Genomic DNA, 13,356 nt, shown 5'->3' with positions numbered 1-13,356 from the left:
GGTTCATTCAGAGGGGCGAGTCGAAGCCATCACGGCGAGACGGTCGAACGAACGAGGATCATCGGCCTCGCCAGGCCTCCCGCGCCGAGCTTCGTGAATCCCTTTATAGCGTACACGTTCGGGCAAGCAGAGGCAGCACGCCGCGGGCCGAAGGAATTTGCGGTCCAGGGCTCATGAGAGCCGACATGCTTCGGACGATCCTGGTCTTTGTGACGTCTGTCAGGTGGCAGGGCCGCCGGGGGGCAGGGCTGTCCGTGTTCGCCAGCCCTGGCTCGTCGGCCGCGCTCGTGGAACTTCAGAACGTCTTGAGCGTCGTCAGGCGGAGGTCATCGACCGACGGCGGCCGGCGATTCCCCCGACCACCAGCAGGATGAGCGACGCGCTGAAGAAGGAGAATTTGGCCAGGGTCGATGCCGCGGCGATCCAGGCCAGGGGCGATGCGTCGTCCTGATCATTCCAGGCCAGGAGAGCGAGGAGCATGTTCTCGACGAGGTCTGCGAGCATGGCCAGCATGGGGACCACCACCAGCCACCGGACCCGCTTTCCTGTGAAGAGCTGCGCCACGCAGATGGCGAACAGGAGGCCGTAAACCAGCGGAAAGATTCCATCAAGTGTGACCTGGGTGATGGCATAGCGCTGGCGCTTTGCCTGTCCCCAGACCTCGAACACCTCTCGGAGTTCCTCCGGCGTATAGCCAGGGCGCGCATCGGGGATCTGGGGAGTTGGCTCCAGCCACTCCTGACGCCAGTCGAAGCCTTGCAGACACACCAGGAACGCCACCAGCAGCAGTGCGACATTCGGCCAGGTTCCCAGGGCTTCAACGCGTTGGTGAAGGGTTCCCCACATCGCTTCCCCCCTTTCTCTTGCCTCAAGCCGCACGATCAAGCTGCGGGGCCGACTCACGGGGCCTCTTGAGGTGGTTCACCTGCTTCCTCAACATCCGATTGAGTCGAGGAGTCTCAGACGATCAGGTTTCTCATGATCGAGAGGGGGCTCGGCATATGCAAGAGCATGGCCAGCATCGATGAGTCTGTGCGGCGGCGGTTTCAGCTCTGATGTCGTCATCCTGTGCAATGTGCCTGGTCAACCAGAGCGTCCCTGCCAGGGTTCCGCCGGCGATGGTGCCGAGATGCCATGTGGTTCGGGCTTGACTGGCTATTTGTGCAAACTATGCTTTCGTTCATGAGGACGCGAGATCGAGCGGTGGGGCACCTGGACGCGGATTGCTTTTACGTGTCGGCCGAGCGGGTGCGGGATGAGTTCCTGCGCGACAAGCCGGTGGGCGTGTTGGGCAATCAGGGGGCGTGCGTCATCGCCAAGAGTTACGAGATGAAGGCCAGCGGCGTCGGCACGGGGATGCCCATCTGGGATGCCCTCGACCGCTGCCCGACCGGGGTCTACCTGAAGCGAGACTTTCGCTGGTACGAGGTCCTCAGCCGCCTGATGCTGGAGGTGACGCGGGAGCTGTCTGACCGGGTCGAGTATTACTCGATCGACGAGTTCTTCTTCCGCGCCATCCCCTTGCGAGGAAAGGACTTCCAGCAGACGGCCGAGGCGATCCGCGACGCGATCTGGGAGCGCCTGGGCGTGCCGGTGACGGTCGGCATTGCCCGATCGCGGACCCTTGCCAAGCTCATTTCCGACGCGGCCAAGCCCTTCGGCGCCCTGGCGGTGCTGGACGACGCGGCCGAGCGGGCCTTGCTGGCCGATCGGCCCGTGACGGAGATCACCGGCATCGCCGGTCGCCGCGAGCGTCGGCTGGCCCCCTGGGGGATCCGCTCCTGTCTCGATCTGGCCCAGGCCGACCGCCGGCTCGTCCGGGGGTTGCTGACGGCCTCGGGCGAGTCGCTCTGGTGGGAGCTCAACGGCGAGGCGGTCCACCCGATCCAGCCCGAGCGGCCGGTGCAGCGCGTCCTGTCGCGCGGGGGGAGCTTCGGCGAGCCGGCGGCCGACCCGATCGTCCTGTACGCCTGGCTCGTCCGGAACCTCGAACGCCTGATCGAGGAGCTTCGGTTCCACCGCCTCTGTGCCGGCCGGTTGACCGTCTGGGTTTCGTACCGCAACGGCGAGGCGGGGGTCGGCCAGGTCAACCCGACCGTGCCAACCGACCGCTTCGACCTGTTGCTTGACTCGGCGCGGGTGTGCCTTCGACACGCCTACGTCCCCCGGATCGCCGCGACCCGGATGCACCTGATCGCCGAGCGCCTCGTCCGCCGCAGTTCCTCTCCCCGAGGCCTGTTCGATTCGCCCGCCGCCGCCGACCGCGCCGAGGCCGTCGCCCTGCTCAAGGAAACGATCAACCACCGCCACGGCCGCTTCGCCCTGCGCAGTGCCGCCACGCTCCCGCTGGCCGAAATCTACCGCGACGCGGCCAACGGCTTCGACATTTGCGACATCCGCGGCAAATTCTGCTTCTGACTACCCTGCTCCCTCTCGATTCGCTAGGATAAGAACTGCCCCCCACGGCCACCGCCGATTGGGAGGCAAACCCTGTTGGAGGGGTGCCAGAGTGGTCGATTGGGGCGGTCTTGAAAACCGCTGAGGCGGCAACGTCTCCGGGGGTTCGAATCCCTCCCCCTCCGCTAGTGAAAGCTTTGGTAGGACGGGCGTTCCGGCGAATTGACAGACTCGGAACCCTAGTTGGTTTTAGTGGACAGAATAGCCCCTTTTGGGGGGCTCCGAGCCGCCAATTTACCGGATTTAGAAGCCGATTCTGGTATCCGCTGGAATGGATTGGGAGTCCCTTGCTCCCCGTCCCTCGGTCAGGGGTCGGGGCCCGGGGGGAACGAGAGGAGAAGCGAGTTCCGACCGCGATCGCGCTCAGAGCGGGTGGCTCGGGGGGCGATCGGGGGCGGTTGCGTTGCTGGGGAGCGGGGCAGAGATCAGGCGAGCAGTTCGGTGACGATGCGGGCCTCCTGGCCATCGACGAGGGAGGCGGTGCCGCCGGGGCGGGGGAAGGTGAGGTGGGTGTGGTCGAGGCCGAAGAGGTGCAGAAGGGTGGCGTGGTAGTCGGCGTGGGAGACGGGGGATTCGACGGCTCGGATGCCGAACTCGTCGGTCGCACCGTGGACGTAGCCCCCTTTGATCCCGCCGCCGGCCATCCAGGCGCTAAAGCCGTAGGTGTTGTGGTCACGGCCGATGTTGGCCTCGTTCTGGACGACGGGAAGACGGCCCATCTCGCCACCCCACCAGACGACGGTCTCGTCGAGCAGGCCGCGGGTTTTCAGGTCGCGGACGAGGGCGGCGGATGGGCGATCGACGCGGCGGCACATGCGGGGTAAGAGGTTGGTGATGTTGCCGTGGTGGTCCCAGTGTTGATTGCCGGTGCAAACTTGCACGAAGCGGACCCCGCGCTCGATGAGGCGGCGGGCGATGAGGCATCGGGTGCCGAATTCCTGGGAGTCGGGGTCGTCGATGCCGTAAAGGCGTTTCGTGGCGGCTGATTCCTCGGAGATGTCGAGGGCCTCGGCGGCGGCGCCTTGCATGCGGGCGGCCAGCTCGTAGCTGCTGATTCGGGCGGCGAGGTCAAGCTCGCCGGGATACTGGGAGAGGTGGTCGCGGTTGATCGTGCCGAGGTAGTCAAGAAACTGGCGCTGGACCTGGCCTGCGTAGTGGTCGGGAGGTTCGAGGTCGGCGATGCGGGGCTCTTTCGGCCGGATGGCCGTCCCTTGATAAAGCGAGGGGAGCCAGCCGTTCGACCAGTTCTCGACCCCGAGGACGGGCAGGCCGCCGGGATCGGTCAGGACGCAGTAGGCGGGGAGGTTCTGGTTCTCGGTGCCGAGGGCGTAGGAGAGCCACGAGCCGACCGTCGGCCGACCGCGCTGGATGCGGCCGGTGTGGATGGCGGAGATCGACTGGCCGTGGTTGTTGACGCCGGTGTGCATCGACCGGATCAAGCTAATGTCGTCGGCCACCTCGCCGAGGCCGGGGAGCAGCTCGCTCAGCTCCATGCCGCACTCGCCGCGACGATGGAATTTCCAGGGGGAGGCGAATAGCTTCGAGCTGGCCTGGCCGGCGTTGTCGAACTTGATCTCGCCGGTGAACGCCTGGCCGTTGCGGCGGGTCAATTCGGGTTTCGGGTCGAACAGGTCGTGGTGGCTCGGACCCCCTTGCATGAACAGGCAGACCATGTTCTTCGCCCGAGCGGGGGCGGGGGGAGCCTTGGGAGTGAGGTCGTAGGTCGGGGTTTCGAGCGTCGGCTTGCTCGGGCCTTCCTGCCGAGCCGAAGCACGCTCCTGGTGCGCGAGCCAGGCGAGGGCGAGGGAGCCGATGCCCACGCCTTGCGAGGCCAGGAAGTGACGGCGAGACGAGCAGCCGACGGCTCGATGAGCAGCCATGAGCCTTCTCCGGGAAAGCGGATCGGATCGGATTGAATCAATCGACGTAAAGGAATCCGTTGGAGCAGAGCAAGGCGTGGCAGAAGCTCGCCAGGGCGAGGCGGTCGGGGTCAGCGTCGGGGGCGTCGGCCTTGACTTGCTCGGCGAGGGTGGCGCGCTGGCGGTCGAGGTAGTCGAGCGCACCGGCGACTTGCTCGGCATCTGGTTCTCGGGCGAAGGCAAGCTGCCAGGCGAGGCGGACGCGAGCGGTGGCGTCGTTACCGGCTGAGGCCATCACGCGGTCGGCCATCGTCTCGGAGTGCTCCAGGACGAACGGATTGTTCATGAGCATGAGGGATTGCGGGGCGACCGTCGAGCTGTCGCGCTGGGGGCAGCTCGGGGAGAGGTCGGGAGGGTCGAACGACTCGGTCAGGCCCAGGGGCATCGTCCGTCGGATCTGGACGTAAAGGGTGCGGCGGCGGGCAGCATTGCCGAGCGACTGATCGGCGTTTGAGGGGCGGCCGGCGGAGTCGCGGTTGTCCTTGCCGACGATGATCCGCCCGGCCTCGTCGGGAGCGACGGGGACGGGGGGGCCGAACGCTTCGGGGTTGAGCGCGCCGGAGGTGGCGAGGATGGCATCTCGGACCGTTTCAGCCTCCAGGCGCCGGACGTTCTGGCGGCCGACGAGGACGTTCTCGGGATCGATCGCGTCAAGCTCAGGGCGTCGGGTCGAGACCTGGCGATAGGCGGTCGAGGTCATGATCATTCGATGCAAGCGCTTGAGAGTCCAGCCGCCTTGCATGAAGTCGTCGGCCAGCCAGTCGAGCAACTCGGGATGCGAGGGGCGATCGCCGAGGAAGCCGAAGTCGCCGGTCGAGGCCACAAGGCCGCGGCCGAAGTGGTGCATCCAGACTCGGTTGGCCAGCACGCGGGCGACCAGGGGATGCTCGCCGCTGGTCAGGTGCCGGGCATAGGCGAGACGGCGGCCGGTGGTCGGGAGATTCGGGTCGTCGATCGGGATGTCGGGCGATCCGGTGGCGACGGTGAGGATCGTCAGCTCGCCGGGGTCAACTTCCTCGGCCGGCTGGTTCGGATCGCCGCGGAGGAACAGGTGGGTGGTGGGGACCTTGCCGGGCACCTCGGTCAGGGCGTGGACGTAGTTGTCGGCCGGTCGCTTCGGCTCGACGGCGGCGGTGCGCTTGGCGAAGTCGGCGGTGATGGCGTTGTACGCCTTGGCGTCGTAGAGGCTGACGTTGCCGGAGGTGACCAGAACGCGGGGGTAGGTCCGCAAGAGCTCGACCTGCTCCTCGGAGCGGTCGGCGGGCTTGAGGTCGCGGGCCTCGCGGAGTGGCTGGCGAAGCTCCTCGGGGGCGGCCTCCAGCTCCTTCTCCAGGATGCGGTTGACGAGGTCGTTGATGGCCTCGGCGCGTTCCTTGTTCACCTGGGCGAGAGCCTCGGCGGCGGCCTTGGCCTGCTCGCGGTCGGCGTCGGTCCAGAGGGAAATCAATCGGGCGTTCGGCAGCTTCCAGTCGGAAACATCGAGGGCCGGCTCGAACAGAGCGCGGAAGCGGAAGTAGTCTTCGTGCGAGATCGGGTCGTAGCGGTGGGAATGGCACTGGGCGCAACCGACGGTCAGGCCGAGGAAGGCGGTCGAGACGACCTTGATCGTTTCGGCCACGGCGTCGTTGCGGGCGACGACGGGGTCAACCTCGCGGTCGGCGGTGCCGTCGGGGGCCATTCGGAGGAAGCCGGTGGCGATGAGGCGGTCGAGGTCCTCGGGGCCGAGCTGCTCGTAAGGGGGGGCAACCAGTTCATCGCCGGCCAGTTGCTCGACGATGAGCTCATCCCAGGGGCGATCGGCGTTGAAGGCTCGGATCAAGTAATCGCGGTAGCGATAGGCCCAGGGGCGGACTGGGTCGGCCAGGGTGTAGCCGTCGCTGTCGGCGTAACCGGCAACGTCCATCCAGTGTCTCGCCCAGCGCTCGCCGTAGTGAGGGGATTCGAGCAGGCGGTCGATGAGGCGCTCGACGGCATCGGGGGCATCGTCGGCGAGGAAGGCGGCGACCTCCTCGGGGGTCGGCGGCAGGCCGAGCAGGTCCATCGAGGCGCGGCGGATGAAGGTGGCGCGGTCGGCCTCGGGGCCGAAGCTCAGCCCTTCGGCCTGAAGGCGATCGAGCAGAAACGCGTCGATCGGGGTGCGGACGAGGGAGGCGTCGTTCTCGACCTCGGGTACGTCGGGGCGTTGGATCGGCTGGAAGGACCAGAAACCCGCGTCTTCCTGGGTCAGGACCATCTCGCCGGGGGGCGGGATTTCCTCGGGCTCGGGGCGGAGGGTGGGGGCGCCGGCGTCGATCCAGGCGGCGATGGTCGCCTTTTGCTCGGCCGAAAGCTTGGCATCGCCGGGGGGCATCTCGTCGGCGTCGATCCGGTGCCAGAGGAAGCTGCCGTCGCGGTCGCCGGGAACGATCGCCTCGCCGGTCAGGCCGCCGTCGAGCATCGTCTGGACGAAGCGGAGGTCGAGGCCGCTTTTCAGCTTCGGTTCCTCGCCGTGGCAGTGGAAGCAGTGTTCCTTGAGAATCGGTCGAACGTCGCGCTCGAAGCTGAGCGCATTCGGATCGGACGGGGGATCGGCCTCCCCTGCCCTGGCCGAAGGACCGGCTCCGGGGAGCAAGAAGATGCAACAGGCAAGGAGCACGCCGGTGGCTCGGAGTCGTCGGCGGAGGGTCATGGGCAGGTAACCCCCTCAAGGGCGAGGCGAAGCAAGAGCGAAAACGCGGTTGGCCGGATCGGCACGCAATCCGGCCAATTGTTGAACCGCAGTTTAACGGAGGGGCGGGGTTGAGGGCAACCGTGCCTTTCCTGGCCAGGGTGGAGATCAAGGGCGGTTCGAATCGCCCTTGGCGATGGTGTCGAGCACGGGGAGCAGGTCGGCGACGCTTTCGATGACGGCGTGGGCTCCGGCATTGCGGAAGGTGGCCTCGGCAGAGTTGAGGCGGGAGGCCAGGTCGCTCGGGGCGACCTGGGCGAGTTCGTCGAGCGAAAGGCCCAGGGCGTTGCCGGTCCGGGTGACGGCGACGGTCCAGGCGCCGGCGTTGCGGCCGGCCTCGATCCCGGGAACGGTGTCATCGACCACGACAACGCGGGACATGGGGAAGACGTCGAGCGCCTGGGCGGCCCGGAAGATCATCCAGGGGGCGGGGCGGCCTTTCGGGGTGTCGTCGGCGCAGAGGATGACCTCAGGGTCGAAGCCCTGGGCGCGGGCGATCGGGGCGACGACCTCCATCAAGGCGCGGGTGTAGCCGGTGCTGGAGCCGATCCGGATCCCTCGGCGACGGCATTCGGCGACGACCTCGGGAATGCCCGGAATCACGTCGGAGTGCTTTGCCAGCACCTCTTTTTGTAAGGGGAGGAAGTCGGCATAGAGGCGGTCGATGTCGGCCTCGGTGGCGGGTTGGCCGAAGCGGGATTGCCAGGCCTCGGCCACTCGGGGGACGGCAAGGATGGCGGCGATATGCTCGCGCTTGGCCATCCCCATCGGGCCGCGGGCCTCGGCGGTGGTGATCGGCACGTCGGCGCGGCGGAAGACCTCGACGAAGACCTCGACGGGGGCCCGGCTGCCGTGGTCGATGGTGGTTCCGGCCCAGTCAAACAGGATGGCGCCGATGGGAAGGGGCGAAGCGAGGGTCATGATCGGGTCGTCTCCCAGGAGCGTTCGGCCAGGCCGAAGGACATGGTCATGCCCGATCCGCTGGTTCCGGTCCGGACGGAGACGCCGGGCATCGGCTCGGCCTCGAACACGGGAGCGGCGGCGTGCTTGGCGTAGATGCCGTGCCAGCGCTCGGTGATCGACCAGTCGGGCAGTTGAATCACGTGGCGAAGTTCGCGGAGGATCAGATCGTCGATCAGGCTCTTGTCAAACGGGTCGATGGCGTCGTCGTACTCGTGCGAATCGCCGAGGATGATCTCGCCGAGTTCGTTCTGCGAGGCCATGACGTGGATGCCGTACTGGTCGAGTTCCGGCGTCTCGGCGGCGATGCGCTGCTTCAAGGCCGCGAGGCTGTCGGTCACCTCAAAGTTCGCGTAGTGCCGCAGGGTCAGGCCGCTGGCGAGATGAGGGCCGAGGGTCCAGCCGTTTGGTTGTGGAGCAGCCTTGAGCATCTGGAGCTTGCAGCGCCGGAGGCCGGAACCGTGCAAGAGGTCGGGAAAAAGCGTCTCGAAATCGGCACCACCGCAGATGATCAGGCGATCGAACGACCAGGAGCGGCCATCGGCCGATCGGGCGAGGCCGGGCTCGACCTGCGTGATGGCGGTGCCGAGGTGGAAGGAGACGCCAAAGCGATCGGCCAGCCAGCCGGGCAGGGTGCGGATGACGGCGCGGGGGTTGACGCACAGCTCCATCGGGCTGAACAGTCCGCCGAGCAGGCCGTCCGGATTTGCTCCCGGCGATCGGGCAAGGACTTCGGATCGAGAGAGAAGCTCGCAGGAGTAGCCGAGTTCGGGGGCGACCTGGGCAAATTCTTCGAGGACGGCCCATTCATCCTCGCGGTGGGCGAGGTGGATCGAGCCGCAGGGGTTGATCCAGATGTTGCTTTGCTCGCTCAATTCGAGCCAGCAGGCTCGGCTCCGGAGGGCGATGGCCAGCGCTTCGCCGCTCGGCTGGCCGATAGGCCAGACCATGCCGAAATTGCGCACCGAGGCGCCGGAGGCGATTGGTGATCGCTCGAAGACCGTCACCTGATGGCCTCGACGGGCCGCCGACCAGGCATGCGCCAGACCGACGATACCGGCCCCAACGATGCCGACGGTTTCGGGAGGTTCCGAAGGGGGAAAGGGATCGCTCATGGATCGGCTCGGGGCGCATCAGCGGAAATGAGGGCGGCTTCGAGAACGGGGAGATAGGTGTCGAAGTCAGGAACGGCTGTGTTCGGGTCCTTGGCCTCATCGTCCCAGCGGCGGAGGGAGACGGCGGCCTCGTGGTGGGGAGAGGAGCGGAAGCGCTCGACCTCCTCGGCCGACATCGGGCCGCCTTGCAGTTGCAGGCTGAGCTGGGATGGCGGGCTGAGCTGGTCGCGGTAGGATGGTTCGACGGCGCAGAGATAGCGCTTGGCGGCGACATGCAAACGGACCGGATCAACGACCGCAGGCCCGAAATGTTGGGAAAGCCATCGACCGGCGAGCCCTTCATGATGGTCGTCAATGCCCTGTTCCGCGGCGTCCTCAGGCAGGTCGTGGAGCAGGTGGCCGATGTCGTGGAGCAAGGCGGCGGTGATCAACGAGGGGTCGGCCCCCGATTGTCGGGCCAGGTGAGCGGCCTGAAGCGCATGCTGAAGCTGCGAGACGGCCTCGCCGCCGTATTCGGCGTGGCCGCGATCAAGAAAGAGGCGGCGGATGGTGGCAATCGTCTCGGCCGGAGTGTTGGCCATCGGCTCGGATCTCCATCCGATCTTCACAGGGTTGCGTTAGGCTGGAAACGCGTTTGACCATTCAGACCGCCGGCCGAGTGTCGCGTCGAGCCGCCGAGGCCAATCGGGATGCGACGTCGAGGGACGTGGAGGAGATTATTCCATGACGACTGCCCAGGAGCAACCGGCCGAGGCCGAGTCGGAACCGGAGTCCGGGGCCAGCGTCGGTCGCGCGATGCCCATGATCGCCCTCTGGTCGTTGGTGGCGGCATTTGGGACGTATTTTTGCATGTACGCCTTTCGCAAGCCGTTCACGGCGGCGGCGTTTCAGGAGGGATTGATCTGGGGACTGAAAGAGAAGACGGTCCTGGTGACGGCGCAGGTGTTCGGCTACACGATCTCGAAAATCGTCGGCATCCGGGTGATTGCGGAGCTGCCGCCAAATCGCAGGGCGGCGGGGATCCTGGTCCTGAACGGGTCGGCCCTGGTGGCGTTGCTGCTCTTCGCGGTGGTGCCGTCCCCCTTGCATGTCGCCAGCCTGTTCGTCAACGGCCTGGCGCTGGGGATGGTCTTCGGCATGGTGCTCGGGTTCGTCGAGGGGAGACGTAGCACCGAGGCCCTGGCGGCGGGCCTGTGCGGGAGTTTCATCCTGGCCGACGGGGTAGCGAAGTCGGTCGGGACGTGGCTGCTCGATCAGGGGGTGTCCGAGCGTTGGATGCCGGGCGTGGCGGGCTTGATGTTCGTCCCGCCGTTGCTGTTGTTTGTCGGGATGCTGACCCGAATTCCACCCCCCGACCGCCGAGACATCGAACGCCGGGGGCACCGATCGGCGATGGATCGGCACGACCGGGTGGCGATGATCATGAAGTACGGGCCGGGATTGATGCTGATCGTCCTGGCCTACGTGCTCATCACGGTGCTGCGAAGTATCCGGGCCGACTTCATGCCCGAACTCTGGCGGGGGTTGGGGGTGGAGGCCGTGCCGGCGACGTTCGCGACTTCGGAGGTGCTGGTTACGCTGTTCGTGCTGCTGGCGAACGGGATGAGCGTCCTGATCCTCAACAACCGCCGGGCATTTTTCACGTCGATCGCCGTGGCCCTGACCGGAGGGGTGATGATGCTGTTCGCCCTGGTGGCGCTTCGGCAATCGTGGGTCGGCGGGTTCGCGTTCATGGTCTTGATCGGCACCGGACTCTATCTGCCGTACGTGGCGATCCACACCACGATTTTTGAACGATTGATCGCCATGACGAGGGACCGGGGGAACCTGGGCTTCCTGATGTACGTGGCCGACTCGGCCGGTTACCTTGGCTACGCGGCATTGATGATCGCTCGGGGGCTCTTGCCGACCGGGGAATCGTTCATGACCTTCTTCGCCGTGACCTGTGGGATCGTCGCGCTCTTGACGAGCGTGAGCCTGGCGATGAGCTGGGGATTCTTCTCCCGGCGGGTGACAGCGATCGAGACGGTCGGAGGGCAACGAGCGTGACAGGTTCCTCGGTGGCGGCGATCTTTCACGGCTCGGGCGTGCCTTTGGAATTCCGGGAGGTCCCCCTGCCCGACCCCGATCGGCTGGGGGCGTCGGTGCTGGTCGAGGTCGTCGCCTGTACGCTCTGCGGCAGCGACCTGCACAGCTATCACGGCCGACGCAACGTGCCGGTGCCGACGATCCTCGGCCACGAGATCCTCGGCCGGATCGCCGCCTTTGGCCCGGACGCTCCGACGCAGGACGCCAACGGCCGGCCCCTGGAGGTCGGCGATCGTGTGACCTGGGGCGTGGTCGCCTGCTGCGGCGAGTGCTTCTTCTGTCGACACAATCTGCCGCAAAAATGTGAGCGGATGGTGAAGTATGGTCATGAGGCGATTCGACCAGGGCTCGAACTGACCGGCGGCCTGGCCGGGCATTGCGTGCTCGTGCGGGGGACCGCCATCTTCCTCGTCCCGGAGGACTTGCCCGACGCTGTCGCCTGTCCGGCCAACTGCGCGACGGCGACCGTCGCCGCGGCGCTGGAGGCGGCAGGCTCGATCGGGGGGAACCGGGTCCTGATCCTCGGCGCGGGGATGCTCGGCCTGACTGCCGCGGCCTGGGCTCGAACGCTCGGGGCCGAGGAGGTGATTTGCTGCGATGCCGACGCCCGGCGGCTCGACCTGGCCAGGACCTTCGGCGCAACACGAACGGCCACGCCCGAGACGCTGGCCGGGGTCGTCTCGGATTGCACCGAGGGGCGAGGTGTCGATGTCGCGATCGAGTTGACCGGGGCCACGGAGGCGATTGAGCTTGCCTTGCCGATCCTCCGGATCGGCGGCGTGTTCGTCTGGGTCGGCGCGGTTTGCCCAACGAGGCCGGTGTCGATCGTGCCCGAGCAGATTGTTCGCCGCTGTTTGACGATTCGAGGCGTGCATAATTATCGACCGGATCATCTCGGCCAGGCGCTCGACTTCCTCGCGGCGGCCGGGGCGTTTCCCTTCGAAGATCTTGTGTCCGATTGGCAACCGCTGTCGAGCCTGGAAACGGCCTTGAATGCGCCGCCCGATCCGGACCGGCCCCGCATGGGAATCCGACCGGGGTTGTGATCCTTCGGGTGAAGCGGGCCTGGCCTACGCGGACGGTTCGGGACGGAGGCGGAGCCAGGGGGCTCGACCGGAGTGGTGGGCATCGGCCAGGGCGGATCGGATGGTGACGATCGGATCGGGGTGAGCGAGGCCGAAGGTGGCGTCGGCCAGGTCGCCTCGGACATGAAGGCGGAGGAAGGCCCCGGCGACCAGGGCCGGTGAGCCGATGGCTCGCAGGCGGCGAGAGATCAATCCGCCGGCGGCGTAGGAATAACGCATCGGCCGATGGGCGGCGTCGGGGAGACGATGGATCATTCGGGGGCGGCCGGTGATTTGGGAGACAAGACGAGCCATCTCGGTGTATGACAGATACGGACCGACCACGGCATAGCGACGGCCAGGTTCGCCGAGCGAGAGGGCCGCGCGGTGGGCCTGGGCGATGACCGAAGCATCGACGATCGGAATTCCGCCGCCGGGAATGACGACAACCGGGGTCCGGGCCATTATCAGCAAGAGGCCGGTCGAGGTCGGTCGGATGTCTCGGGGGCCGACGACCATGCCGGGACAGATCGCCAGGCATTGCATGCGATCGCCGATCCCCTGAAGAACGATCGCCTCGGCCTCGCGTTTGGTTCGGGCGTAAGGGGAATCGACGGCGTGCAGGTTCCAGGGGGTTCGCTCGTCGGCCGGTTTCTCGGGAGTCCCGGCGGCCACCGTATGCAAGGTGGAGGTAAAGACGAAGCGTTCGACACCGGCGGTGTCGGCCTCGGCGAGCAAGGCGCGGGTCGCCTCGACGTTGACGATCCGGGCACAGTCTTCGTCGTCGGGGCCGAGGCTGACCCAGCCGGCGGCGTGGATGACGGCCCGCATCCCCCGAATGGCGGCGCGGCGAGTGGCGGGGTCGAGCAGGTCGCCGATCTGCCAGTCGATCGGTGGGTCGTCGGGCTCGATCGTCGGCGGTCTTCGTGCAAGGCCGCGCACCGGATGACCGGCCCGGGACAATTCGCGGGCGATGTGGCCGCCGACGAAGCCGCCAGCCCCGGTCACAAGGACGGGCCAATCTCCCGGAGCGATCGCAGGCACGG

Annotated in this window: 10 protein-coding genes and 1 tRNA gene; 4 read left to right on the top strand and 7 right to left on the bottom strand. The window is 67.0% G+C overall.

The window, feature by feature from the left end; all coding sequences use genetic code 11:
- Window positions 1–315: 315 nt before the first annotated feature.
- Window positions 316–846 (bottom strand): hypothetical protein, encoded by a 531-nt coding sequence (locus tag GA615_RS11710; protein ID WP_152051479.1) that lies wholly within the window; start codon window positions 844–846, stop codon window positions 316–318.
- 357 nt (window positions 847–1,203) lie between these two features.
- Here GA615_RS11710 and GA615_RS11705 point away from each other — a divergent pair, with 357 nt between their 5' ends.
- Both GA615_RS11705 and GA615_RS11700 read left to right on the top strand, forming a co-directional pair.
- On the top strand, window positions 1,204–2,418 hold the full coding sequence (locus tag GA615_RS11705) for a DNA polymerase Y family protein (RefSeq protein ID WP_235905360.1): 1,215 nt from the start codon (window positions 1,204–1,206) through the stop codon (window positions 2,416–2,418).
- A 77-nt stretch (window positions 2,419–2,495) separates the two neighbouring features.
- Window positions 2,496–2,582, top strand: a tRNA-Ser gene (locus tag GA615_RS11700).
- Between the two features lie 300 nt (window positions 2,583–2,882).
- On the opposite strand, the gene GA615_RS11695 is transcribed toward GA615_RS11700, so the two are convergent.
- The 5 genes from GA615_RS11695 to GA615_RS11675 all read right to left on the bottom strand — a co-directional run bounded on the left by GA615_RS11695 (window position 2,883) and on the right by GA615_RS11675 (window position 9,739).
- On the bottom strand, window positions 2,883–4,337 hold the full coding sequence (locus GA615_RS11695; protein WP_152051478.1) for a DUF1501 domain-containing protein: 1,455 nt from the start codon (window positions 4,335–4,337) through the stop codon (window positions 2,883–2,885).
- A 37-nt stretch (window positions 4,338–4,374) separates the two neighbouring features.
- On the bottom strand, window positions 4,375–7,044 hold the full coding sequence (locus GA615_RS11690; protein ID WP_152051477.1) for a PSD1 and planctomycete cytochrome C domain-containing protein: 2,670 nt from the start codon (window positions 7,042–7,044) through the stop codon (window positions 4,375–4,377).
- A 147-nt stretch (window positions 7,045–7,191) separates the two neighbouring features.
- The gene (gene phnX / locus GA615_RS11685) at window positions 7,192–8,004 is read right to left on the bottom strand and encodes a phosphonoacetaldehyde hydrolase (RefSeq protein WP_152051476.1); all 813 of its coding nucleotides are present in this window, start codon (window positions 8,002–8,004) and stop codon (window positions 7,192–7,194) included.
- The gene (locus tag GA615_RS11680; RefSeq protein WP_152051475.1) at window positions 8,001–9,158 is read right to left on the bottom strand and encodes a TIGR03364 family FAD-dependent oxidoreductase; all 1,158 of its coding nucleotides are present in this window, start codon (window positions 9,156–9,158) and stop codon (window positions 8,001–8,003) included. The genes phnX and GA615_RS11680 overlap by 4 nt, the downstream gene beginning before the upstream one ends.
- Complete coding sequence (locus GA615_RS11675) at window positions 9,155–9,739, bottom strand: phosphonate degradation HD-domain oxygenase (protein WP_152051474.1); 585 nt, start codon at window positions 9,737–9,739, stop codon at window positions 9,155–9,157. The genes GA615_RS11680 and GA615_RS11675 overlap by 4 nt, the downstream gene beginning before the upstream one ends.
- A 142-nt stretch (window positions 9,740–9,881) precedes the next feature.
- On the opposite strand from GA615_RS11675, the gene GA615_RS11670 reads away from it, so the two are divergent.
- Window positions 9,882–11,207, top strand: coding sequence for a DUF5690 family protein (locus GA615_RS11670; protein WP_235905359.1), 1,326 nt, complete (start codon window positions 9,882–9,884; stop codon window positions 11,205–11,207).
- Entirely contained in the window at window positions 11,204–12,292 is a 1,089-nt protein-coding gene (locus tag GA615_RS11665) for a zinc-binding dehydrogenase (protein WP_152051473.1), read from the top strand. Before GA615_RS11670 ends, GA615_RS11665 begins: the two co-directional genes overlap by 4 nt.
- 24 nt (window positions 12,293–12,316) lie before the next feature.
- Here the strand turns inward: GA615_RS11665 and GA615_RS11660 are convergent, their stop codons facing one another.
- Entirely contained in the window at window positions 12,317–13,354 is a 1,038-nt protein-coding gene (locus tag GA615_RS11660) for an NAD-dependent epimerase/dehydratase family protein (RefSeq protein ID WP_161602291.1), read from the bottom strand.
- Between the last annotated feature and the right edge of the window lie 2 nt (window positions 13,355–13,356).

The sequence above is a fragment of the Tautonia marina genome (assembly GCF_009177065.1).
GTDB lineage: Bacteria > Planctomycetota > Planctomycetia > Isosphaerales > Isosphaeraceae > Tautonia > Tautonia marina.
This window is presented reverse-complemented; position numbering and strand designations above follow the sequence as displayed.

Bases quoted from the DNA above. Each gene is read 5' to 3' on its own strand.
- GA615_RS11675 (WP_152051474.1), bottom strand. From the start codon at position 9,739: ATGGCCAACACTCCGGCCGAGACGATTGCCACCATCCGCCGCCTCTTT.
- GA615_RS11710 (WP_152051479.1), bottom strand. From the start codon at position 846: ATGTGGGGAACCCTTCACCAACGCGTTGAAGCCCTGGGAACCTGGCCG.
- GA615_RS11680 (WP_152051475.1), bottom strand. From the start codon at position 9,158: ATGAGCGATCCCTTTCCCCCTTCGGAACCTCCCGAAACCGTCGGCATC.
- GA615_RS11695 (WP_152051478.1), bottom strand. From the start codon at position 4,337: ATGGCTGCTCATCGAGCCGTCGGCTGCTCGTCTCGCCGTCACTTCCTG.
- GA615_RS11690 (WP_152051477.1), bottom strand. From the start codon at position 7,044: ATGACCCTCCGCCGACGACTCCGAGCCACCGGCGTGCTCCTTGCCTGT.
- GA615_RS11670 (WP_235905359.1), top strand. From the start codon at position 9,882: ATGACGACTGCCCAGGAGCAACCGGCCGAGGCCGAGTCGGAACCGGAG.
- phnX (WP_152051476.1), bottom strand. From the start codon at position 8,004: ATGACCCTCGCTTCGCCCCTTCCCATCGGCGCCATCCTGTTTGACTGG.